Here is a 22,781-nt window from a genome sequence, read left to right as displayed (position 1 = left end):
GCGAAAGGAAGACCGGACCCCCAGAAGAGCTTGGTCGGGTTCATGGTCGGCGACGTGCACTACGCGGTACCGATCGCGTCGGTGCGCGAGATCGTGAACCCCCTGCCACTGACGGTTCTCCCGCACTCGCCGCTCGCAGTCGCGGGAGTCGCCAACCATCGCGGCACCGTCATTCCGGTGGTCGATCTGCGGGCGCGCTTCGGGCTACCCCCCGCCGCCGATCAGCGTCGCGCGAAGTGGATCTTGGTCGAGGTGGAGGACCACACGGTGGGTCTGATGGTGGACAGCGTCACCGAGGTGTTCGGGACGGGGGGCGCCGAGCTCGGCCCACCGCCGAACCTGGGCGGGGGCGACGACGCTCGGGGCATCCTGGGTGTGGCCAGCCACTCCGACAGCCTGGTGTTCGTGCTCGACGTCGCGCGCTTCGAGGCGATGGTCGCTCCTCTCGCCCTTCCGGGACTCGTCGGTTCTGGAGACGCTTTGTGAGCGCGTGGGCGGACGTCGAACGGGCGCTCTCGGCGGACGACGCCGAGGAGCGGCGGCGAGCAGCGGCGAGCCTGCGCCGCCCCTCGAGTGAAGTTCCCGTGAAGCTGCTGATGCGGGCGTTGAGCGACTCCGATTGGCGCGTGCGCAAGGAGGCGGTGCTCACCGCGGTCGCTCTGGCTCCTTCTCCGGAGGTGCTGTCGGCGCTCGTGGCAGCGCTCGGCCCCGGCGACAACGTCGGCGAGCGCAACAGCGCCGTGGAGGCCCTCGCAGACTACGGCGTCCACGCCATCGGCGCGCTGGCCCACGCCCTGGGCGACCTGGACGCGGACGGGAGGAAGCTGGTGGTGGACGTCCTCGCCCTGGGCGCGCGCCCCGAGGCGCTGCCGCTGCTCAAGCGCTTGCTGAAGGACCCCGACGTCAACGTGCGCGGAGCGGCGGTCGAAGCCGTCGCGGCCATCGGCGAAGGTTGCGCCGAGGAGGCGATCGCGATCCTGGACGAATGCCTCGACTCGTTGTCGCGCTTCGAGCGCCTGGCCGCGCTGCAGGGACTCGAGCGCCTCTCGGCCACGCTGCCCTGGGAGCGGCTCGAGCCCCTGGCCAGCGATCCCATCTTGCTGCCGGCGGTGCTCGCCCTGGCGGGCAGGAGCGGCGCCGAACCGGCAGTGCCGGCGCTATTGGACATGTTGGCCGCGGCTCGGGGCAGGACGTTCGCGGATGCCCTGGCTTCACTGGTGGAGCTCAGCCGGACGAGCGCTCGGGCTCACGAGCGCCTCGGCGCGGGCCTCCGGGAGGCGCCAGCTCAGGTGCGCGAGACCATCCTGGCGCTCTGCCTGGACGAGGATGGTCAACCGGGCGAGCGGCGCAACGCGCTCTGTGCCGCCGGCCTCCTGGGCAGCGACGCTGCGGCGCGGGCGGCGGTGGCCGCGCTCGCCGACGATGCGCTGGCCGAGCAGGCCGAGGCCACGCTCACCGAGCTCGGGAGCGCTGCGGTCGCAGCGCTGGTCGCGGGCGCCGAAGGCCCGACGCCCGAGCAGAGGGCCGCGTGCCTGTCGCTGCTCGGGCCCTTGGTCGCGCTCGACCCCGACGCGAACGCGGCGGCCAAGCGCGCCCTGGGTGACGCTGCACCGGAGGTCGTCGCCGCCGCGCTCGACGCGCTGGCCGCCGCCGGTGATCGAGCCGCGCTGCAAGACGCTGCCGGGTTGCTCGGCGCAGCGCCGGTCGTCGCGCAAGCGGCGCACCGGGCGCTCGCGACGCTGGCGCGCCGGCACCCGGCCGACGCCCTCGGGCTGGTGCGTTCGGCCAGCCCGAGCGGTGCGGGCGCCGAAGCCGCGGCCATCGTGATCGAGGCGCTCGGCGCCAGTCAGCCGGACGTGGGCGCGCACGTCGCCTTCTTGGCGGCGGCGCTGGGCGGACCGATCCCTACGGCGCGGCGCGCGGCGCTCTCGGCGCTCTCGGCGCTCGGCGGGAGCGCAGCCCTCGAGCCGGTCGCGTTCGCCTTGAACGACGAAGAGCTCGAGGTGCGGATCGCGGCGATCCGCGCGCTGGGCCGGCTCTCGGACGAGACGGGCAGGCCCCTTGGTGTGGAGCACCTGACGGAGATCGCGCGCCTCTCTTCGGACCGCTCGCTGGTGGCCGCCGCGGCCCGCGCCCTGGGCGAGGTGGGCGACGCGCGCGCGGTCCCGGTGCTGGGAGAGCTCCTGGGGCGCGAGCCGGTGGTAGCGGTGGCCGCGCTGGAGGCGCTGGGTGCCTTCGCAGGTGTCGAGCGGGACGAGCACGTGGTGTCGGCGCTCTCACACGCGGATTCGGAGGTGGTCAAGTCCGCGATGCGGGTACTGGCCAGCGCGAGCGACCCGCGGGCGGCGTCTCGGCTCGGGGTCTGTCTGGAGCACACCGAGTGGGACGTGCGGCGGCTCGCCGCAGAGCTGCTCGGCACCCTCGGCTGCGACGAGGCGCTGGCGCTGCTGCGCGGTCGGCTCTCCTTGGAGCGGCAGGATCTGGTGCGTGAAGAGCTGACCCGCGCCATCACCGACGCCGAGACGCTGAGCGGTCGCCGGCGCACGGCGCCGCCTCCCAGCTTGCGCGGGATGCGGCGACAATGACGCCGGCGTCCCGCCGGCCGCGGCTGACGCCGGAGGTGTTCCGGCTCTTGCGCGACCTGATCAACGCCCACGCGGGTCTCGAGTACCATGACGACGCGCTGTACGCGTTCGAGCGTCGCCTGTCCGAGCGCGTCGCGGCGCTGTCGCTCGAGGGCTTCAACGACTACTACCAGTACCTGCGGCTCAGCAGCGGCGGCAGCGCCGAGCTCGACGAAGTGGTCGACCTTTTGACCACCAAGGAGACCTACTTCTTTCGCCAGGAGTACCAGCTCAGGGCACTTCAGCACGAGCTGTTGCCCGAGCTCGCGCGGCACAACGTGCGCTCGCGCCGGCTGACGATCTGGAGCGCGGGCTGCGCCACCGGGGAAGAGGCGTACACCGTCGCGATGTGCGTGCTCGAGTCCCGGCTCTTCGAGGGCTGGGACGTCCACATCATCGGCAGCGACATCTCGAAGAAGAGCGTCGCAGCGGCGCGCCGCGGTGTGTACCGTCCGAATGCGTTCCGCTCTACGCCGCCTCAGCTTCGCCGCACCTACTTCGACGAGCGGCCGGACGGCAGCCACATCTCCGAGAACGTCAAGCGTCTGTGCCACTTCGGGCAGGTCAACCTGCTCGACGTTTCCCGGGCTTCCATCGTCGGCCGCGTGGACCTGGTCTTGTGCCGCAACGTCCTCATCTACTTCGACGCGCGCGCCCGCGCCAAGGTCATCGAGAACCTGTACGAGCGCCTGCTCCCAGGTGGCTACCTGCTCCTGGGACACTCGGAATCGCTCTGGAACGTCTCCACCGCGTTCGAGCTGTGTCACCTGAAGGACGATCTGGTGTACAGGAAGCCTCTGGTCACCGGACGACTGGACGGTCTGGTGAAAGACGCCTGAGATGAGCCTGCCGACCATAGCTCCCACCTCCGTCTTGGTCGTGGACGACTCCGCGTACAACCGCCGGAGCATCGGGGCGATCCTGGAGGCTTCGCCGGACGTCCGAGTGGTCGGCAAGGCGGCGGACGGCGAAGAAGCCCTGCGCTTGGCGGTGTCGCTCAGGCCGGACGTCATCACGCTCGACCTCGAGATGCCGAAGATGGACGGGTTCACGTTCTTGCGCATCTTGATGAGCAAGCAGCCGACGCCGGTGATCGTGGTCTCAAGCTACAGCGCCAAGGAGAACGTCTTCCGTGCGCTCGAGCTCGGCGCGCTCGACTTCGTGGCCAAGCCGGATCAGAAGAGCGACGGAGACTTCCAGGGCATCGCGCGGGAGCTCCTGGCAAAGGTGCTCTTGGCGCGGACGCTCAAGCGCGGGGTGTTCGTCGTGCGCCCGCAGCTCGACTCGCTGCCGGGCACCGATTCGGTGCCGCCCCGCTCCGGCGAGCGGCAAGCGCCCCGCCAGGTCATCGGCATCGCCTCCAGTACCGGCGGACCCACGGCGCTCATGCAGGTGGTGTCCCGAATGCCCGCCCGCTACCCCAACGCGCTCTTGGTCACGCAGCACATGCCGGACAAGTTCACGCGCACGTTCGCCGAGCGGCTGGACCGGCGCAGCGAGCTCGAGATCCGCGAAGCGGCCGACGCCGACGAGCTCGCGGCCGGGGCGGCGCTGGTCTGCCCGGGCGGCCGCTGCATGACGCTCGAGGCGGGCGGCCCGGGCGGGATGCCCAGGGTCCGGATCCGGCCGCCGGGGCCCGAGGACCGTTACGTCCCCAGCGCCGACCGGCTGTTCACCAGCCTCTCGCGCCTGCACGGGGCCCGGGCCATCGGCGTGATCCTGACCGGCATGGGGGACGACGGGGTGCAGGGGGCGCGGGCGATCCGCGAGGCCGGCGGGGTGGTCGTGGCGGAGAGCGACGCCACGGCCATCGTCTACGGCATGCCGGGAGCCGCCGTACGAGCGGGGGTCGTGAGCCAGTCGATGGCGCTGCCGGAAATCGCCGAGTACCTCGGCTCGCTGCGCTGAGCTCGGGGCCCGTTGACACTTCCGGGGCCGGTGCACATGGTGCCGGCTATCCACGGCCTCTCAGCCTCGTTCCGGGGCTCCGTGGACGAAAGGGAATGGGCCCTGGCGCGCCTCGTGCCGGTCCGCCCCGACACGACCAGGAGGACTACCGATGTTCGGCTATCGCAATGATCTCGATCGCACGCTGGCGCTGATGGACCAGCTCCGGCGACGCATGGACCGCGTCTTCGACGACTACGACCGCAGCGCTCCGCCGGAGCCCGCCACCGGTGGCGCGCCCCGAGTCAATTTCCACGACACCGGCAACGCCTTCGTGCTTCAGGCCGACGTGCCCGGGGTCCAGGAGAGGGACCTGACCCTCTCCCTGGAGCAAGACGTGCTGACCCTGAGCGGGCAGCGCAAGAGCGACGCTCCGGAAGGGTATGCAGCCTACCGCCAAGAGCGCGCCCCCTATCGCTTCACGCGCAGCTTCGCCCTGCCGGCCAAGGTGGATCCGGAGAAGACGCAGGCGACGCTCAAGGACGGTGTTCTCACCGTGACGCTGGAGAAGGCCCCGGAAGTGAAGCCGCGCCAGATCGCGGTTCGAGTCGCGTGAGGAGGAAGGACCATGGCTCGTGACGAGAAGCTGGCTCAGACCAAAGACCGACCCGTCGCCACGCCGCGCGTGGACGTGTACGAGAACGAGAAGGAGATCCTGCTCCTGGCGGATCTGCCCGGAGTGACCAAGGAGACCCTCGCCATCCAAGCAGACGGCGACACGCTGACCCTCGAGGCCAAACGCTCCGAGGGGCCGAGCGGTGCGGTGCTCGCCTCCGAGTACCAGGCGCTGGACTTCAGCCGAACCTTCACCATCCCGCGCGCCATCGACCGCGAGCGCATCGAAGCCAAGCTCGAGGCTGGGGTGCTCCACCTCCACCTGCCCAAGCAGGCGGCGCTCGCACCCCGGAAGATCCCCGTCCGGGTCGGCTGACCCCGACGGGGAATGTCCAGGAACCTGGGGGTGTTCTCCCTCTACATGTGGGAAGAAGCTCCTCGGCGTGCGCCAACCCTGGTGCTGCTCGCCGCGCTGACCGCGCTCTCTTGCGCGCGCTCCCAGGACTCCGCCGCCAAGGTCGCTTCCCCCGAGCCCACGCCCCCGCCGAACGCGAGCGCCGCTGTCGTCCCGCTCCCGACGCCCGCGCTCGCGCGCGCCGGGGGGGTGAACATCGCCGACGTCGTGGAACGGGTGCTGCCCTCGGTGGTGAGCGTGTCGTCCAAACGTGCGACTCCCTCGCTGCCGTTCGGCTTCGGCCCGCCCGGGAGCGGCTTGGGCTCGGGCGTAGTGGTAGGCCCGGGGCTGGTCGTCACCAACAACCACGTGGTCGCCGACGCGGACGAGCTGAAGGTGAAGACCGCCGACAAGCGCGAGCTCCCCGCCAAGGTGCTGGGGACCGATCCGAAGAGCGACCTGGCGGTGCTGGAGGTCTCCGGGGACACCAAGGGCCTGGTGCCCCTCGAGCTCGGGGACTCTTCCCGACTGCGCCTGGGTGACGTGGTCCTGGCCGTCGGCAACCCGTTCGGCGTCGGTCAGACCGTCACCATGGGCATCGTGTCGGCCAAGGGTCGCGCGAACATGGGGATCGTGGACTACGAGGACTTCATCCAGACCGACGCGGCCATCAACCCCGGCAACTCGGGCGGCGCCCTCGTAGACATGGAAGGACGCCTGGTCGGGATCAACACGGCCATCCTGTCGCGCACGGGCGGCAACGTGGGCATCGGCTTCGCGATCCCGACGAACATGGCCAAGCCCATCATCGAGAGCCTCCGTACCAACGGCAAGGTCGTGCGCGGCTGGCTCGGGGTCTCGATCCAGGACGTGGATCAGGAGCTGGCGACGGCGATGAAGCTGCCCGCTCCGACTGGGGTGCTGATCTCCGACGTGCAGGCGGGAGGGCCGGCGGAGAAGGCCGGGCTCTTGCGCGGCGACGTCATCACCAAGCTCGAGGGCCAGAAGGTAGACGGCGTCGGTCAGTTCAGGAACCGGATCGCAGAGAGCGGCGCGAGCAAACAGGTGAAGCTCGAGCTCCTCCGCGAGGGCAAGGCGCTGGAGCTCATCGCGGCGCTCGAGTCGCAGCCAGGGGACCTGCGCCGGGCGTTCGCGCCGGCACGAAGCGACGGCCTCGACGGCCTCACCCTGGGCGAACTGAGCCCCGACGTCCGGCGCTCGCTGAACCTGCCGAAGAGCGTGACTTCCGGAGTCCACGTCGTCGAAGTGGAGCGGGGCAGCCCGGCGGCGCGCGCGGGGCTGCGCGGCGGGGACGTCGTGCTGGAGGTCAATCGAGAAAAGGTCACGGGTGTCGCGCGCTTCCGCGAGATGTACGCCAAGGCCAAGGGCCGCACGCTGCTGTTGGTGTTTCGCGAGGGCAGCACGCTGTTCGTGGTGTCGCGCCGCTGAGGTAGCATCGCCTCGGCGATGAGCTCGCGTGACCCACAGGGCGGCGGATCGGCCACAGTGTCGAGCGCGCCGTCGATCTCTTCGCTCGGGCTCAGCCCGACGCCGCCGATGGCGTCTTCCGCGCTGCCCCGCATCTGCCCGGCGTGCTCTGGGCGCTACCCCGCAGACTTTCGCGTCTGCCCCCGCGACGCCACGCCGCTCGCGGACGCACCGGAGGACGCAGACCCGCTGGTCGGGGCCACGCTGGCGGAGTCCTACGAGATCACGCGCGTGCTCGGCGAGGGGGGCATGGGGCGCGTCTACGAAGCTCGGCACACACGCCTGCCGAACAAGCGCTTCGCCATCAAGATGCTACACCACGAGCTCGCCCGCCAGCCGGAGGTGGTCGCGCGCTTCCAGCGCGAAGCCGAGGCGATGGCTGCCATCGAGCACGCCAACGTAGTGGGCGTGTACGACGTGAATCGCGCGGCCGACGGCCGTCCCTACATCGTGCAAGAGCTGCTCGAAGGTGAGGAGCTCGGAAAATACCTCGATCGGGTCGGCAAGCTTCCGCCCTCGACGGCGGTTTCCGTCGTGCGCCAGGTGTGTCGTGCCCTGGCTGCAGCACACGCGCGTGGCATCGTGCACCGGGACGTCAAGCCCGAGAACGTGATCCTGCTCGGCGATCTCGCCGCGCCGCGGGTGAAGATGGTCGACTTCGGCATCTCCAAGCTCGACGAAGGCAGCGCGCTCACCAAGACGGGAGTGGTCATGGGCACGCCGGCCTACATGGCGCCGGAGCAGGCTCGCGGCGATCGCGTGGACGCCCGTGCCGACGTGTACGCCGCGGGTGCGATCTTGTATCGCGCGCTCACCGGCAGGAAGCCCTACGAGGGCCTGGACCAGATCGCGACGCTGACGGCCGTGCTCTCCGAGGAGCCGCCACGCCCCCGCACCCTGGCGCCGAGCATCCCAGAAGCGCTCGAGCTCTTGATCCAGCGCGCCATGGCCCGGGAGCCTGCGGATCGCCTGTCGCGTGTCGAGGAGCTCGACGCCGGCCTCGCCGCGTTCGACCAATCCGGACCGTCCGTGTCCGCGACGGGAGGTGACGCCGGAGGTCATGACAAGACGATGCTCGCTGCCGGCGTCGCCACGCTGCTCGGCGCGTCCACCGTCGCGGACGCCAGCAAGAACGCCAAGCGCGCCCGCCCGCTCTTGGTGCTCGCGTCGCTCGTGGGACTCTGCCTGTGCCTGCTCGTGGTCGGCGACGGTGTGCTGGGTGCCGTGCGCTGGATCGGCGACCCGACGCGTGGGCCCAGCACGGGCGAGCTCGTGCTCTCGGTCGTTCTGTCCGTGGTGCTGTTGCTCGCGCCGCTGGGTCTCTGGGTGCGCTTCCTGGCCAGGAGCGTCTGGTCGAGCACTCCGCGCGCCCTCGAGACGCTGATCAGGACGCGCGCCGCGCTCGGCGCGGGGGTCGTCGCCTACGCGCTGCTCGCCCTGGCAGCGCGCCTGTTCGAGCTGGTCGTGCAGCGCAACCCGGCGGCCATCGCGCACCCCGCCTGGTCCTTGGCTGCGATGCTGCTCTGTCCTCTGGCCGCCGCCCTGGCCTGGTTCCTCCCACGGAAGAGGTCGTGATGGGGGAGCCGGCGGGGCGCTCGAACGACGAGCGAGACTCGCTGTGGCTCAAGGTCGGTGTCGCGAGCGTCTGGCTGGCCACCGGCGTCCTGGTCGTTCACCCGCTGTACCGGAGCATCGGCGCGAGCTACCTCGGGCGTCTCGGCCTGCCCGCCTGGCTGATGCCGCTGACCTGCGCGTTCGAGATCGCGCTGGCGTTCCGGGTCGCGCTCGGTCGGGCATCGAGCTGGGTCACCCTGCTCCAGGTCTCGATGGTGTCGAGCTTCACGGCCATCCTGGCCCTCGCCGAGCCGAAGCTGCTCGTGAGCCCATTCGGCATGCTGACCAAGAACGTGCCGATCGTCGCCGCGGTCGCCGGCGCGTGGTTGCTCGAGCGCGAAGGCTTCTCGCGCCGCACGGAGTGGCTGCTCCGGGTCGGCATGGCCAGCGTCTGGATCACGGAGGGCTTGTTCCCCAAGATCCTGTTTCAGCAGAGCGAGGAGCTGTGGATCGCCGAGCAGACCGGGCTCGCCTTCGGTGAGCCGGGCCTCTTGCTCGCGCTCATCGGCGTGGCGCAGCTCGGCTCCGGCATCGCGGCGCTCCTCTGCCGGGGCCGACTCCTTCGGCTCGTTCTGGCGGCGCAGCTCGTGGGCCTGGTCGTCTTGCCCGTGGTGGTCTCGGTGTTCGTGCCGTGGATGTGGTTCCACCCGTTCGGACCGTTCACGAAAAATGTCCCAATCGTGCTCGGCACGCTAGTGGTCCTCAGGCGATGCTCCCGCTGGTCCTGAAGACGATCCACATCCTCGGGGCGGTGCTCTTCCTGGGCACCGGGCTCGGCAGCGCCTACTACAAGCTCAGGGCCGGGCTCTCGAAGGACGTGGCAGTGATCGCCTGGTGCGACCGCGAGGTGGTGCGCGCGGACTGGCTCTTCACCGTTCCAGCCGGTCTCACCATGCCCGTGACCGGCCTTTGGCTGGTCGACCTCTACAAGCTGCCGCTCCACACTCCCTGGGTCTGGCAGGGACTCGCCGGCTACGCCGTCGCCGGCATCACCTGGCTCCCGGCCGCTTACCTCCAAGTCCGGATGCGGGCGCTGTCGGCTGCGGCCCAGCGTGACGGCACCCCGCTTCCTCCCGCGTGGCACCGCATGCAGCGCACGTGGGCCCTGCTCGGTGTGCCGTCGTTCTCGGTCACGCTGGCGGTGGTGTGGATGATGGTCTCGAAGCAGGCGGTGCTCTGATTTGGCCTCCGTGGCAGATCGCGCTGTCGCTGAAGGTCGAGTCTGACCCCCCCGCACAGCTCGCGGCCTCTGCACAAGAGTTCCGCGACAAACTCGGGCGATTTGACCCCATCCGGCTTCGTCGCTACGACTCGACAATGCGTCGCGCGAGTGGCTGGCTGATGCTCGGGGCGTTCCTCGGCCTCGCGTCGCCGGCTCGCGCGCAGGAAGTGGTGCTCCCCAAGCCGAGCGCGGCTCCGCCCAAGGCTCAGGCGCCCGGTGCCGCCGCACCGGCGAAGCCCGCGCCAGCCGCACCGCCGAAGCCCGCGCCAGCCGCACCGGCGAAGCCCGCGCCAGCCGCACCGGCGAAGCCCGCGCCAGCCGCACCGGCGAAGCCCGCGCCAGCCGCACCGGCGAAGCCCGAGCCGGCCCCGGCGACCTCGCCCAGCGGCCCAGCTCCCGCCCTGCCGCCAGCTCCCGCCGCTGCGCCCGCTGCGCCACCCCGCGGGTCGTCCGCGCCGAAGCCGGTCGCGGCCCCGGTCGCGAAGAAGAAGGGCAAGCCACCCCGAAGGCCGGAGGCGACGCTTCCGGCAGGTGCCGCGCGGCCCGTGCCGAACGAGGCGGCGCGACGCCGCGTCGCGGCCGTCGGCGGTTCGACCGGCAGTGACAAGAAGGATCCCGAGCTCGAGGCGTTGAAGGCTGCCGAGCGGGTGTTGTTTCCGAAGCCGCTCCCGGGCTCGACCCCGGGCTTCAGCTGGGATCTGCCGAAGCCCGCCGCGACACCCGGCGCGCGCGTCCACGCCTCGGGCCTGCCGCCGGCTGCTGCCGCCGATCCCGGCCTCGATGACGGGGACGACGCCCCGAGCGACGCCGAGTGGATCCGCTCGCTGACCATGCCGGACTTGCCGGTGCGGCTCGAGTCCCGCGTCGTCCGCTACCTCAAGTTCTACCGCGACAACCCCAAGGGCAAGGCCATCGCGCGGGTGTGGGCGAAGAAGAGCGGGCGCTACGTCGGCGCGCTAAAGGCCGAGCTCACCCGCGCCGGACTGCCCTCCGACCTGGTCTGGCTCAGCTTGATCGAGAGCGGGCACAACCCGACCATCGTGTCGCCGGCTGGCGCCGCGGGCCTCTGGCAGTTCATGCCGGACGCGGGACGCTCGTACGGGCTGAACGTCGATCGCTGGGTGGACGAGCGCTACGATCCGAAGCGCGCGACCGACGCCGCCGTGCTCTACCTGGGAGACTTGTATCGGCGCTTCGGTAGCTGGGAGCTGGCGATGGCCGCGTACAACATGGGCTACGGCGGCCTCTCGAAGGCGATTCGCAAGTTCAACACCAACGACTACTGGGAGCTGTGTCGCTACGAAGCCGGCATTCCCTGGGAGACGACGCTCTACGTTCCAAAAATCTTCGCGCTCGCGCTGGTGATGTCGAACAAGAAGGCGTTCGGGCTCGCCGACGTCGCGGTCGATCCGCCGGAGAGCTTCGACGGGGTCGTGGCTCAGGCGGGGGTGCCCCTCGAGCGCATCGCCGAAGCCGCTCGAGTCCCGCTCGCGACCATCGAGGCCCTGAACCCCCAGATCCTGCTCGGACGCGTGCCGCCCGCCAGGACCCAGGGGCAGGCGACGTTCCGCGTCCGCGTGCCGGAGGGCAAGGCGCAGCAGGTGACCGCGGCGCTGGCGAAGTCCGACGAGGCTGAGCCCGATGCCGAGCCGTACGTGGTGAAGCTGGGTGACGACGCCGCCAGCATCGCAGGAGCGCGGGGCACGGATCGGGTCGTCTTGGCTCGCCTCAACAAGCTGCGAAATGACGAGCCGCTGCGCGCCGGAACGGTGCTGCTCGTCCCGAAGCGCGCGGCCAGCGCTGCGCAGCCGTCCGCCGCGGCGGATGACGTGGTGGTCATCTCGCCGCGCGAGTTCCGCTACGCGGACAAGACCCGGATGTTCTACCGCGTGCTCGGCGGCGACACCCTCGAGCGCATCGCGCGGGCCGTCGGCGTCGCGGAGAGCGAGGTGCTCGCCTGGAACGCCCTGGATCCGAGCGCGCGCTTGGTGTCGGGGATGGTGCTGACGGTCTGGGTGCCCCAGGGCAAGGCCGTGACCGGCGTCCGCCTGCTCTCGGAGAAGGACGTGCGCGTGCTGGTCGCCGGCACCCCTGAGTTCTTCGATCACTTCGAGGGGCTGAACGGCAAACGGCGCATCAGCGTGGAGGCCCGGAGCGGCGACACGCTGGCCAGCCTCGGGCGTCGCTACGGCATGAGCGTCGGCTGGATGGAACGCATCAACCGGCGCTCGCGCAGCAAGAAGCTCGAGACGGGCGAGAAGCTCGTCGTGTACGTTCCCGTCGGCAGCGCGGCAGCAAAGGCAGCGGCAGTGCCGAACGAGCCCGAGCCGCCGGAGACGCTACCGGCGGGCGCAGAGAGCCCCGAGCCCGCCGCCGAAGGGCCCTCGAGCGACCCCGAGCCCGCAGCTGGAGGCTGAGATGGCGGGACGCACCTTCGTCGTGGGCGACGTGCACGGCGACCTCGGGCAGCTGACGACCTTGCTCGGGCGCCTGCCGGCGCTCGACGCCGAGGACACGCTGGTCTTTCTGGGGGACTACTTGGACCGTGGCCCCGACTCCCGGGGCGTGATCGAGCTCCTGATGGGGCTCGACCAGCACACGCCGGCGAAGCTGGTGTTCCTGCGCGGCAACCACGAGGACGGCTGGCTGCGAGTCCTGAACGGTGGTTGGCCGGAGTTCGTGCTGCCGCAACCAAACGGGTGCTGGGCCTGTGTTCGTTCCTACCTCGGGCGTCCCCTGCCCGAGACGCAGCCGCAAAAAGAGGACCTGGAGGCGCTGTTCTCCGGCTCTTTCTTCCCGGAGCCGGTGGCGACCTGGATGGCGGGGCTGCTGCACTTCTACGAGGACGAGCACGCCATCTACGTGCACGCCGGCCTGCCGGAGAAGGCCGGACGATTCCTGCACCCGAGCGAGGTCCCGGACCCGATCGTGCTGCTCTGGCTGCGCAGCTCGAAGTTCTTCCGAGAGTACAAAGGGAAGCGGGTGATCTGCGGGCACACGGCGACCGAAGACCTCCCGGTCGAGCTGTCGACCTACACCCCGGAAGACCCCGGCGATCTCTGGTTTCGGGGCGACGTCGTCGCGATCGACACCCGCTGCGGGAAGGAAGGCGGTTTCCTCACCGCGATCGAGCTGCCCGCGTTGAAGGTGTACGAGTCGCGTTGAGACTAACCGCCAAGACGCCAGACAGAACGCCAAGTACGCCAGCAGAATTTCTTTTGTTCTGAGCCAGGAGACTTGGCGAACTTGGCGCTCTTGGCGTCTTGGCGGTTTGTCTTCCTCTGCTCCGAGCCTTGGCCGCCTCACTCGCCGATGGTGTTGGTGTCCACGACCAGGTCGCCGACCTTCACGCTCACGCCCTTGCCCTTGCGCTGCACCTTCACGTCGCCGGCGCTCACGTCCTGGTCGCCGCTCTTCGTGCTCTTCACCTCGACCTTGCTCGCCTCGTCACCGCCTGGGACACGCACGGCGCTCCCGCTCTTGCCCCGCTGCACCTCGACGCGCTGCTTCTTGTCGGAGCTCTCGACCTTCACCGACTGCTCCTGTTCCGCGGGAGCCTCCTTGGTCTCGAGCACCACCGTCGTGTGCGGGGAAGGCGCCGGGGTCGCCGGGGTGCCGGTAGCGAAGTAGGCGCCTCCTGCTCCTGCGGATGCGGCGAGGGCGGCGATTGCGGCAATGATGTTCCTGACAGCCATGATTCGGACCTCCGACGCGAGGCCTTTTCACGCGGCGTGCCAGCGGCGGAAGCCGCCAATTTCACGGCAGGCGGCGCCAGGGTGGCGGGATGGCCCCTGCCAGCGGCGGGGCGCTGCCCGCCGGGTTACTTCTTCTTGCCGCCCTTGCCGGGCTTCTTCTCCGGCTTCTTCTCCAGCTCCTGCTCGAACGCCTTCTCGAAGTCCTCGTCGGCCTGCCGAGTCTCCGGCTCGGCCTTCGTCTCCGGCGGCTCCTCGCTCTTGGCCTTGGCCTTCGGGGTCTCCGGCTCGTCTTCCTCGTCGGCGGGCCTCACGCTCGGCTTGGTCGGCGGCTCCGCCGGTGAGTCGAACTGATAGACCAGCCCGACGCCGAGCACGTTGGCGCTCGCGTCGTACTTGCCGGCGTTGATGTAGTTGGGGTTCGCGGCCGGGTTCGCCAGCACCGGGTTCAGCTGCTTCACGCGCTGCTCGTCGGTGCCGACCTCGACGGGTGTGCCGATGACTCGGGCGATCACCCCGTCGAAGCGCCACTTGCCCAGGTACAGGCTGCCGCCCACCGCGAGAGTGACCTTGTCCAGATCGATGGTGGTCGCGGACAGGTACTCCTTGGGGATGGCGCTCTTCTCGTACATCGCGCCGGCGCGTAGCCCCAGCGCGTAGCTCGAGACCGGGAACTTGTACTCGGCGCCCACGCGCACCGAGTAGGTGTTCTGGAAGCCGCGCTCGATGCTGAGCGGCGGGATCTTGTAGACGGGAGGGAAGCCCGCGACGTTCTCCAGCGCGATGTCCTCCGAGCTCACCCTGATCTCGTCGTGCATCGCCCAGGCCTCGTAGGCGAAGCCGCCCTCGATCGCGAGTTTGTCGGTCGGACGCAGCTCGACGCCCAGGCGCAAGACCCAGGGCAGGGTGAACTCCACGTTCACCGCGTCGCCGCTCACGCTGGCGCCGTCGAACACGGCGGCGCTGGGCAGCCGGACCTTCTGCGTTCCGGGCGAGTCGATCCAGACCGGCAGGTGGAACGACGCGCCGATGCGCAGCGAGTCGCTCGGCAAGAGTATGACTCCCAGGATGCCCGACGGCGCCACGATGGGGCCGACGCGCAGCTGCCCGTAGGCGTCGTATTCGGGCTGCTCCGGCGCGCAGATGAAGCGCTCGGGCACGCAGGCGCTGAAGTAGACGCTGGTCTGGAAGTAGCCGGTGAGCGCCTCGACGCCGGCGCCGAGAGCGATCTCCTTCTGGGGCCGGTAGGAGGCGTACGCGCCCAGCACCGCCAGCGCGGAGCCGTCGAGGGTGATCAGCGAGTAGCGCTGCGGGGCGGGCTGGCCCTTCACCTTCTCCGGGAAGCTGGTGATGGCCGCATAAGGCGCGTGCAAGCCGATGGCGAAGTTCCAGTCCTTCTGCCCGAGCGGGTTCGAGTAGACGGCGGTGGGGATGGGCAGGATCGGCGTGCGCCCTTCGACCTCCGGAAAGGTGAACTCCCAGGTCTGCCCGGTGGGCTGCCCCGTGTTCGGATCGACCTGCGCCACCAGCTGCTTGCGCTGATAGGTGCTGGTGTAGTTCACCCAGGCGAAGTCGCCGAGGTAGGCGTGGCCCGCGAAGGCGAGGCCGGCGGGGTTGTAGGCGATGGCGCCGCCGTCGTCGGCGCCGGCGACGAACGCGCCGGCGCGCCCGAGCGGACGCACCCCGCGGTCACCGAAGTAGAGCCCTGCTGCCTGCGCGCCGGTCGCGCTCGCGAGCACGAGCCCCGTCACGCACGCGAGCGAAGCACGTCGTTTCCCTGCCACTTCAGCCTATTAATGCAGATTCCCAGCAAATGAGCGAGCGGGATTCTGCGCCACGGACTCCTGACTCACTTGCCGTTCCGGTGGCGCATGATCTCGTAGAGCTGCTCCATGCCGCGGGTCTTGCTGGTCAGGAAGTCCCGCATCGTGGCGAACACCAGCTGCAGGTCGTCCGGAGACAGCGGCTCCTCGCGCGGCGCCCGCGCGTCGATGCGGTTCACCTCCGCGAAGGTGTCGAGGAAGATCTCGATGGGCGTCAGCTTGTCCGGGTTCCCTCCGATGGGGGTGACCAGGTTGGCCAACATGCGATCCTGGAAGCGGTAGGGGTCGTAGGGATTCGGCTGCCCCGCCGGCTCTGCGGTCAGGGCGTCGAGCAGCTCGAGCACCCGGTCCGCGGTGCCCGGTGCCGGCTTGCCGTCGGCCGTGGCCCCCTCTGGCGCCGCCGCCGTCGCCACCGCGTTGTAGATGGCGGGCATGTTCGCGTCGTCGCTCAGGATCTGCATCATGTCGGCGGAGCTCGCCAGCATGCTGATCATGGCGTCGTTCGAGCTCGCCTCCTGCACCAGGTAGCGCAGGTGCTTCTCCAGCGCGCGGCGCGCCTCTTCGTCCTCGTTGATCAGATCCAAGAGGAACATGCTGGTGCCGAACATCGGTCCGCGGATGCTCTCCGCGGCCTTCGCTGCCAGGCTCACCGCCGGGGTCGACGGGCTCGGCGGCTCCGGAGCCGTCGCCCACAGGCACGGGACCGGGCTGGTCTCGCGGTCCGGGCAGTTGGCGTTGATCTGCTCGCGCAGCACGTCCAGCAGGATCGGCACGCTCTTCACGAAGGCCTGGTTGCGGAACGCGGCGTTCGTGCCCTCGCCGTCCACGGTCAGGAACTGGTCCACCAGCTTGCTGCGGGCGCGCTTCCAGCGCGTGAAGCGCGCGCTGCCTGGCTGGAGCCGAGCGTCGATCTTGGCCATGGCGTCGGCGAACAGGTCGAACATCGTGAGCTGGGGCTTCACGATCTGCCCGTTCGCCCACTTCGCCGTCTTGTTGTTGGTGCGGTCGACCATGCCCACGCTCGCGGCGTAGTCCGGGTCCATCATCGCAACGGTCATCTCGTGCAGGATGTCGAGGCCGCTCTTCTTCACGCCCCCGTTGCGGTCGTCGGTGACGAAGTTCGGGTCGTCCAGCGCTTTGACCAGCTCACCCAGGGCCGGGATCAGATCACTCGCGAAGGCCTCGACCAGGATCGGCTCGTAGCGGGTGCCGCCGCTGCCGCCGCACCATTTGGCGTTGTACGCGGGGTTCACCTTGTGAGCCTTGGCGTCGGCGTCGGTCAGAAACTTCTGCCACGGCCGATCGGCGAAGCCGTATCCCGCGGGGATGTTGGCGTTGCACTCCGGGCCGTGCTGCTCCGTCGGCCAGTGACGGTACAGCGCCTCGACGCTGTCGAGGAAGATCTGGCCCGCGCCGTGGTCGTCGAAGGCCTTCAAGAGCGGCTTCATGCTCTTGTAGAACTCGTATTTCTCCCACAGAAAGATCGTGCCCTTGCCCCGCAGGCGCAGGACGTCGTTCGGATCGGCGCCGGCCGCGCCGCAGTCGGAGAGCCAGAGCTGGCTGGGCTCGGCTCCGGTCGCGCCCGGCACGGGAGCCAGGCGGTCTGGGCAGACCGCGGTCGAGACCGCGTCGATGGTCGAAGACACGAAGTCGTTCGTCACCTTGTTCTTGCCGTTCCAGTTCTTGTCCCGGTCCGGCATCGTCCCGCCCAGGAGCGGATCGAACTTCGTGCTCTGGGCGCCGAAGAACACCAGGCGATTCAAGCCTGCGGGGCTGGGCGCCAGGGTCATGCCGTCGATGCCGCTCGACTCTTCGAAGAGCTGATTCGGATCGGCGAAGACCTTCGCCGCGCTCATCAGCGCGTTCAGCGTCGAGGGCCTGACGTTGAGCACCGCCTTGCCCAGGATCGAGGACAGGTAGAAGAGGCCCATGTTCTGGAAGTAGAAGAGCTCGCACTCGTCGTAGGACCCCACGAGCGGCCAGGACAGGTTCAGCCCGAACACCTGGATCCGGACCTTGGCGCCCGGCTTGTTGCAGGCGTTCACCCCGTTCACGTCGTGGATGATCTGAAGGATGCGGTGAAAATCGCTGCGGTTGTCGCCGGCGTCGGGCTGCGTGTAGTCCGGCAGGACGTGCGGCTCCGGATTGGTCGGGTCGGTCAGGTTCACGACCGGCCCGTTGACGTTGTTGGTGTCGTAGTAGAGCGCGTCCTTGTACTTGGCGAAGTTGCTGTAGGCGGGGCCGAGGTACGCCTGGGTGTCCGGGTGAGCCAGCGCCCGGAGCACGTCCTTGAACAGCGCCGGGTCCTTGGCGGTCTTGGCGATGATCTCCTGGAGCTCGTCCCAGATCGTCACCGTGGGGTCGAACTTGGCCTCCGGTCGCGCGTTGCTGATCTCGCGGATCTTCAGCGAGGCACCGATCAGGCGAGCCATAGTCTGCTCGTGGTCGGTGAAGAGCTTCTTCACCATCTTCAGGTGAACGTCGCTGTTCTTGTGCGCGAACATCCAGCCGGTGGCGTGCAAGAGGTCCACGATGGGCGATGCTTGCGTGTCGAAGCTCGGATAGGTGCCGCCGACGGCCCAGTCGGCCTTGTCCTGGATGGGATCGCCGTACAGGACGTAGGCGCCGGAGAGCAGATCGGCCAGGGCCTCGCTCTCGGCGACCGGATCGGGGTTCAACAGCGGATCGAGATCCCGGGTGGTCGAGCCGACGAAGGTCTGGCTGGTGTCGAGGTAGGCGAACAGCGGCGTGCCGCCCGGATCCACCGCGCGCCCGAAGGCGTCCGGCGGGAGCACGCGCGGCAAGCCGGGCACGACGAACGGCGTGTCCACCTGCGCGAGCCCGGCCGGACCCAAGAAGCGTCCGGTCGAGTCCACGTCCGCGAACCCGTCGCCGTCGCCGTCGACGAAGGCTCCGCCGACGGTGCCCGGCACGCCCGGCTGGTTGCCGGCCGGCACGGCGTAGCCGCGGGAGTCGCGCACCACCAGGTAGCTGGGCAGGGCGCCCGGCTTGGCGAAGGCGGGATCGGTGCTGAGCATGATGGCCCGCGCGACCTCGGCGTTGGTGCGCGGCCGGTTGGGCTGGAGCTTGGCGGCGTCGGTCAGCGCGTACGCCACGGGCAGCGGGCCCTCGACGCTGGACGAGAGCTCGTGCTGCGCCATGCCCAGCACGTTCTGGAAGGCGTCGCGCATCAGGCCCGCGCCGGGGTCGGCGTTCTTGCCCGGCGGGCGCAGGCGCACCGCGAAGGTCTGCGTCAGCTGCCGGAGCTCGGGGTAGGCCATGCTCGGCTTGATGGCGCCGAGCGCCACGCGCAGCGGCCGGTAGCCGAGGCGCCCGGACAGGCGCGACAGCGCGACCTGCGCCTGCTTCGCCTTGGCGGGGTCGCCGAACTGCGCGTAGGTGTCCTTGCCCGGTCCCGCGAGGGCCGCGAACAGCCGGCCCGTCGAGCGCGTGACGCTGGGCATCAGCCCCTCGCGCGAGCCGGAGCCGTCCTTGTCGACCGGGTTCGTCTCGTAGAGCGGTACGATGCGTTGCAGGAAGCGCTTGAGCGCGACGTGCCCCCCTACGGTCTTGCCGGGGTTGAACGGATCGGCGACCGGATCGTCACTGAAGGTGGCGTCCAAGGCCTCGATCAGATCTCCGCGCCGGCGCGCCATGGCCTCGACCTTGGCGATGGCGAGCGTGCGCGCGATGCCCGAGCCGCTGAGCGGGTCCTGGATCGGTGGCAGCTTGCTCTGATCGACCTGGTCCTTGTAGTTGCCGGCGGCGTCGCGGTGACAGACGCCGTGGTAGGAAGCGCCGTACACGTCCTCGGTGAGCACCGACGCGCCGACGCGGTCACACAGCGCCGAGTAGATGTCCTCGCCCAGAGTACCCACGGGCTCGGTGCGCTTGCGCGTGTCGTCGAAGTCTCCGGCGCAGGCGGCGGACAGGCAGAGCGCAGCTCCGACGAGCAGCGGCGTCTTCAGACAAGGGCGTCGCATGGTCCGCTAGTTTACGCCGGGCGGCTCGGCCCGGCGGCCTCGCTCTAGCAACGCGGCGCGTCATGCTCGCGCCGCGCCTCGGACCATGCGAAATCACGCCCGCCATGAGCGACATCACCGCCCTCGTCCTCAGTGCCGGTCTCGGCAAGCGCATGAAGAGCTCGCTGCCCAAGGTGCTGCACCGGGCCGCCGGGCGACCGCTCGTGCTCTACCCGGTGCAGGCCGCGCTCGAAGCGGGCGCGAGCGCGGTGGTGTGTGTGGTCAGCCCCGACGTGAAGGAGCGCGTCGCGGAAGCGCTGGCAGAGGAGCTCCCCGGTGCGCCGGTGAGCGTCGCGGTGCAGGAGGTGGCTCGTGGTACCGGCGACGCGGTCAAGGCCGGCATCGGCGCCGTGTCCACCGAGCGCGTGATGATCCTGTGCGGCGACACGCCGCTGGTGCGGGCGGACGACGTGCGCGCGCTGGTGAGCGCCCTCGAGGCTGCTCCGCCTGCCGAGCTCGTGCTGATGAGCGCGCTCTTGGAGGATCCGAGCGGCTACGGGCGGGTGCTCAGGGACCCGAGCGGTCGCGTGCTCGAGGTGCGCGAGCAGAAGGATCTCCGCAGCGCCGAGGAGCGCGGCGTGCACGAGGTAAACGCCGGCGTATACGTCGCGCGCACCGAGGCGCTCAGGGCGGCGCTCGGGCGCATCACCTCCGACAACGCCGCCGGGGAGTATTACCTGACGGACGCGGTGGCGCTGGCCAGCAAGGGGGGCGGCGCGCTGGCGATCCCCGGGCACGCCGACAACCTGCTGGGCGTGAACGACCGCGCTCAGCTCGCGCAGGCCGAGACCTTGTTGTTCCAGCGCATCGCGCGGGCCCACCAGCTCGCGGGCGCGACCATCAAGGGTGATGCGCGCATCGACGCCGGCGTCGAAATCGGCCCGGACGCGGTGATCGAGCCGGGCGTCGCGCTGCGGGGCCGCTCGAAGGTCGGCGCGGGCGCCAGCATCGACGTGGGCTGCGTGATCACGGACTCCGAGATCGGCGAGCGCGCTCAGCTGAAGCCCTACAGCGTGGTCAGCCGGAGCCGGATCGGGCCCGGCGCGCAGATCGGGCCCTTCGCCCACCTGCGACCGGACAGCCAGGTCGACGAGGACGCGCACGTCGGCAACTTCGTCGAGACCAAGAAGACGCGTCTGCGCAAGGGCGCGAAGGCCAACCACCTCGCTTACCTCGGCGACGGCGACATCGGCGAGAAGGCGAACGTGGGCGCCGGCACCATCTTCTGCAACTACGACGGCTTCCAGAAGCACCTGACCGTGATCGGCCCCGGAGCCTTCATCGGCAGCGACAGCCAGATCGTGGCGCCGGTCCGCGTCGGCAAGGACGCCTACGTGGCCACCGGCACGACCGTGACCAAAGACGTCCCGGACGAAGCCCTGGCCATCGCGCGGGTCGCGCAGGAGAACAAAGAGGGCTACGCGCCCCGGCTCAAAGCACGGCTAGCGGCGGCGGCCGCGCGCAAGAAGCAGGGCGGGTAGGTCAGCCGGGGCTCGCGCACAGCCGCGCCATCGCGCCGCGCACGCGCTCGAGTTGGATCCGCAGCTCGGAGACGTGGGCGCTCACGCCGCTCACGCGGATGCGTTCGAGCTCGACGTCTCGAGCCAGGCTCTCGATGGTGCGCGCACCGACGTTCGAGGCCGAGCCCGCCACCAGGTGCGCGATGCGACGCAGCGCCGCCGCGTCTTCCGCGTCGGCGGCCCGCGACAGGTCGTCGAGGCGCGCCGCCATGTCCTCGACGAACACGGCGCACACGTCGGCGAGCACGGCGCGGTCGCCACCGCTCAGGTCGCTGAGGCGCTCGACGTCGATGGCGGCATTCGACGGGCCCGCCGCCGGCGCGAGCTCCGCGGGCTCTGCGTGCGGAGCGCTCGACACCCAGCGCTCCAGCGTCGCGCCCACTTCGGCCAGCGTGAAGGGCTTGGTCAGGTAGTCGTTCATGCCTGCGCGCAGGCACTTCTCTCGCTCGCCGGGGACCGCGCTGGCCGTGAGCGCGATGATGGGCAGGGCGCGCTGGTCGTAACCCAGCTCCCGCAGTCGGGCGGTCGCCGAGTAGCCGTCGAGCAGCGGCATCTGGCAGTCCATGATCACCGCGTCGAAGTCCGCGACGCCGAGGGCGTCGATCACCTCCAGGCCGTTCTGTGCGATCTCCGCGGAGTGGCCCAGCCGCTCCAGCGCCTTCGCGAGGATGACCTGCGTGAAGACGTTGTCCTCCGCGACCAAGATGCGAGCCCGGCGCGGCGCGGGATCCCCGTCGACGCGGCGAGCCGGCAGCGCGCGAGCCGGCCGCGCCTCACTGGGCCGGGCGGGCTCGATGTGCACCGAGAACGCGAACGTCGACCCCACGCCGGGGGTGCTCTCGACGCGCACCGTGCCGCCCATGAGGTCGCACAGCTCGCGGGTGATGGCCAGGCCGAGGCCCGTGCCCCGCGTCTCGTGGCCGGGACCTTGGGCGTAGGCGTCGAAGAGCCCCGGCAGGGTGTCCTTGCTGATGCCCGAGCCGGTGTCCTCGACGCTGACCGCGAGCGCGGGCCCGTCCTGCAAGGCGCTCAGCTCGGCGCGGATGCGGACCGCGCCAGTGTCCGTGTATTTCACCGCGTTCGCCCCGATGTTCATGATGAGCTGGCGGAGGCGCGCCGGGTCCACCCGCACCCAGCGCGGCAGCTCCGGGTGGATCGTGTGCTCGAAGCCGAGCCCCTTGGCCGAGGCGGCGCTCTTCAGCGTGCTCGCCGCCTCGGCCAGCAGCGCCCATAGATCGACCACCCTCGGCGCCAGCACGAAGCGACCGGCGCGCAGCTTCGAATAGTCGAGGACGTCGTCGATGAGCTGCATGAGGAGTTGGCCTGCGTTGAAGATCGCCTCCAAGGACTCGCGCTGCTCGTCGCTTGCGTCGCCCGACGCCAGGAGCTGCGCCGCCCCGAGCACGACGCCGAGCGGCGAACGCAGGTCGTGGCTCATGCGCGCCAAGAAGGCGTCCCGGGACGCGATCGCAGCGTCGCTCTGCTCGCGCGCTTGGCGGTCTTCCATGGCCTCCCGCCGCACCTCGCTCACGTCTCGGAAGCTCCACACGTGGCCCGTGACCGCACCGCCGTCGAACAGCGGCACGTAGTCGCAGGTGAGCTCCCGCCCGTCGGCCAAGATGATCCCGGATACCGATCCCGCTTCCCGCTTCGTGAGTAGCTCGCTGGCGCGCTGCGTGAGCGCAGTGGCGTCAGCGAACAGCGCGTCGGGGCGGGATGCCAGCTCGAAGAAGCGGGCCTTCGCCACCCCCTCCGCGGCGAGCTCGGGCTTGAACAGGCGGCGGAAAGCGCGGTTCGTGTACACGACGCGCCGCTCTCCGTTTTCGCACACCACGGGCGCGGGCAGGTGATCGAGAAACCGCTTCTCCAACCGCGCCAGT

Annotated in this window: 17 protein-coding genes; 13 read left to right on the top strand and 4 right to left on the bottom strand. The window is 70.2% G+C overall.

Annotated features, from left to right (window positions below; genetic code table 11):
• Window positions 1-42 precede the first annotated feature (42 nt).
• From HS104_26205 to HS104_26150, 12 genes are all read left to right on the top strand, one after another.
• Window positions 43-486 carry a purine-binding chemotaxis protein CheW gene (locus tag HS104_26205; GenBank protein ID MBE7483458.1) on the top strand — a complete coding sequence of 148 codons (444 nt, stop codon included), beginning with the start codon at window positions 43-45 and terminating at the stop codon, window positions 484-486.
• Complete coding sequence (locus HS104_26200) at window positions 483-2,585, top strand: HEAT repeat domain-containing protein (GenBank protein MBE7483457.1); 2,103 nt, start codon at window positions 483-485, stop codon at window positions 2,583-2,585. The genes HS104_26205 and HS104_26200 overlap by 4 nt, the downstream gene beginning before the upstream one ends.
• Window positions 2,582-3,463, top strand: a complete 882-nt coding sequence (locus HS104_26195; GenBank protein MBE7483456.1) for a protein-glutamate O-methyltransferase CheR — start codon at window positions 2,582-2,584, stop codon at window positions 3,461-3,463. Before HS104_26200 ends, HS104_26195 begins: the two co-directional genes overlap by 4 nt.
• A 1-nt stretch (window position 3,464) precedes the next feature.
• On the top strand, window positions 3,465-4,532 hold the full coding sequence (gene cheB, locus HS104_26190) for a chemotaxis-specific protein-glutamate methyltransferase CheB (protein ID MBE7483455.1): 1,068 nt from the start codon (window positions 3,465-3,467) through the stop codon (window positions 4,530-4,532).
• A gap of 151 nt (window positions 4,533-4,683) precedes the next feature.
• The gene (locus HS104_26185) at window positions 4,684-5,127 is read left to right on the top strand and encodes an Hsp20/alpha crystallin family protein (protein ID MBE7483454.1); all 444 of its coding nucleotides are present in this window, start codon (window positions 4,684-4,686) and stop codon (window positions 5,125-5,127) included.
• Between the two features lie 12 nt (window positions 5,128-5,139).
• Complete coding sequence (locus HS104_26180) at window positions 5,140-5,502, top strand: Hsp20/alpha crystallin family protein (protein ID MBE7483453.1); 363 nt, start codon at window positions 5,140-5,142, stop codon at window positions 5,500-5,502.
• Between the two features lie 12 nt (window positions 5,503-5,514).
• Window positions 5,515-6,969 carry a Do family serine endopeptidase gene (locus tag HS104_26175; GenBank protein ID MBE7483452.1) on the top strand — a complete coding sequence of 485 codons (1,455 nt, stop codon included), beginning with the start codon at window positions 5,515-5,517 and terminating at the stop codon, window positions 6,967-6,969.
• 18 nt (window positions 6,970-6,987) lie between these two features.
• Complete coding sequence (locus tag HS104_26170; protein MBE7483451.1) at window positions 6,988-8,583, top strand: serine/threonine protein kinase; 1,596 nt, start codon at window positions 6,988-6,990, stop codon at window positions 8,581-8,583.
• The gene (locus HS104_26165; GenBank protein MBE7483450.1) at window positions 8,583-9,350 is read left to right on the top strand and encodes a hypothetical protein; all 768 of its coding nucleotides are present in this window, start codon (window positions 8,583-8,585) and stop codon (window positions 9,348-9,350) included. Before HS104_26170 ends, HS104_26165 begins: the two co-directional genes overlap by 1 nt.
• The gene (locus HS104_26160; protein ID MBE7483449.1) at window positions 9,332-9,802 is read left to right on the top strand and encodes a DUF2269 domain-containing protein; all 471 of its coding nucleotides are present in this window, start codon (window positions 9,332-9,334) and stop codon (window positions 9,800-9,802) included. Before HS104_26165 ends, HS104_26160 begins: the two co-directional genes overlap by 19 nt.
• A gap of 137 nt (window positions 9,803-9,939) precedes the next feature.
• A complete protein-coding gene (locus HS104_26155) occupies window positions 9,940-12,261 on the top strand; it encodes a transglycosylase SLT domain-containing protein (protein ID MBE7483448.1) in 2,322 nt (773 codons plus the stop codon).
• A gap of 1 nt (window position 12,262) precedes the next feature.
• Entirely contained in the window at window positions 12,263-13,009 is a 747-nt protein-coding gene (locus HS104_26150; protein MBE7483447.1) for a serine/threonine protein phosphatase, read from the top strand.
• Window positions 13,010-13,146: 137 nt separating this feature from the next.
• Here HS104_26150 and HS104_26145 read toward each other — a convergent pair whose 3' ends face one another.
• From HS104_26145 to HS104_26135, 3 genes are all read right to left on the bottom strand, one after another.
• Entirely contained in the window at window positions 13,147-13,539 is a 393-nt protein-coding gene (locus HS104_26145; protein ID MBE7483446.1) for a hypothetical protein, read from the bottom strand.
• A gap of 125 nt (window positions 13,540-13,664) precedes the next feature.
• Entirely contained in the window at window positions 13,665-15,320 is a 1,656-nt protein-coding gene (locus HS104_26140) for an outer membrane protein transport protein (protein ID MBE7483445.1), read from the bottom strand.
• 65 nt (window positions 15,321-15,385) lie between these two features.
• Window positions 15,386-19,342 carry a hypothetical protein gene (locus HS104_26135; GenBank protein ID MBE7483444.1) on the bottom strand — a complete coding sequence of 1,319 codons (3,957 nt, stop codon included), beginning with the start codon at window positions 19,340-19,342 and terminating at the stop codon, window positions 15,386-15,388.
• A 104-nt stretch (window positions 19,343-19,446) separates the two neighbouring features.
• Here HS104_26135 and glmU point away from each other — a divergent pair, with 104 nt between their 5' ends.
• A complete protein-coding gene (gene glmU, locus HS104_26130; protein ID MBE7483443.1) occupies window positions 19,447-20,862 on the top strand; it encodes a bifunctional UDP-N-acetylglucosamine diphosphorylase/glucosamine-1-phosphate N-acetyltransferase GlmU in 1,416 nt (471 codons plus the stop codon).
• Between the two features lies 1 nt (window position 20,863).
• Here the strand turns inward: glmU and HS104_26125 are convergent, their stop codons facing one another.
• Complete coding sequence (locus HS104_26125; GenBank protein ID MBE7483442.1) at window positions 20,864-22,771, bottom strand: response regulator; 1,908 nt, start codon at window positions 22,769-22,771, stop codon at window positions 20,864-20,866.
• Window positions 22,772-22,781 lie beyond the last annotated feature (10 nt).

The organism is Polyangiaceae bacterium (assembly GCA_015075635.1).
In the GTDB taxonomy this organism is placed as follows: Bacteria; Myxococcota_A; Polyangia; order Polyangiales; family Polyangiaceae; genus JADJKB01.
Note: the sequence above shows the minus strand (reverse complement) of the source record. Positions and strands in the feature narration are given on the sequence as shown.

Bases quoted from the DNA above. Each gene is read 5' to 3' on its own strand.
- HS104_26185 (MBE7483454.1), top strand. From the start codon at position 4,684: ATGTTCGGCTATCGCAATGATCTCGATCGCACGCTGGCGCTGATGGAC.
- HS104_26180 (MBE7483453.1), top strand. From the start codon at position 5,140: ATGGCTCGTGACGAGAAGCTGGCTCAGACCAAAGACCGACCCGTCGCC.
- HS104_26155 (MBE7483448.1), top strand. From the start codon at position 9,940: ATGCGTCGCGCGAGTGGCTGGCTGATGCTCGGGGCGTTCCTCGGCCTC.
- HS104_26205 (MBE7483458.1), top strand. From the start codon at position 43: ATGGTCGGCGACGTGCACTACGCGGTACCGATCGCGTCGGTGCGCGAG.
- HS104_26195 (MBE7483456.1), top strand. From the start codon at position 2,582: ATGACGCCGGCGTCCCGCCGGCCGCGGCTGACGCCGGAGGTGTTCCGG.
- HS104_26150 (MBE7483447.1), top strand. From the start codon at position 12,263: ATGGCGGGACGCACCTTCGTCGTGGGCGACGTGCACGGCGACCTCGGG.
- glmU (MBE7483443.1), top strand. From the start codon at position 19,447: ATGAGCGACATCACCGCCCTCGTCCTCAGTGCCGGTCTCGGCAAGCGC.
- HS104_26165 (MBE7483450.1), top strand. From the start codon at position 8,583: ATGGGGGAGCCGGCGGGGCGCTCGAACGACGAGCGAGACTCGCTGTGG.
- HS104_26175 (MBE7483452.1), top strand. From the start codon at position 5,515: ATGTCCAGGAACCTGGGGGTGTTCTCCCTCTACATGTGGGAAGAAGCT.
- HS104_26145 (MBE7483446.1), bottom strand. From the start codon at position 13,539: ATGGCTGTCAGGAACATCATTGCCGCAATCGCCGCCCTCGCCGCATCC.
- HS104_26170 (MBE7483451.1), top strand. From the start codon at position 6,988: ATGAGCTCGCGTGACCCACAGGGCGGCGGATCGGCCACAGTGTCGAGC.
- cheB (MBE7483455.1), top strand. From the start codon at position 3,465: ATGAGCCTGCCGACCATAGCTCCCACCTCCGTCTTGGTCGTGGACGAC.
- HS104_26135 (MBE7483444.1), bottom strand. From the start codon at position 19,342: ATGCGACGCCCTTGTCTGAAGACGCCGCTGCTCGTCGGAGCTGCGCTC.
- HS104_26160 (MBE7483449.1), top strand. From the start codon at position 9,332: ATGCTCCCGCTGGTCCTGAAGACGATCCACATCCTCGGGGCGGTGCTC.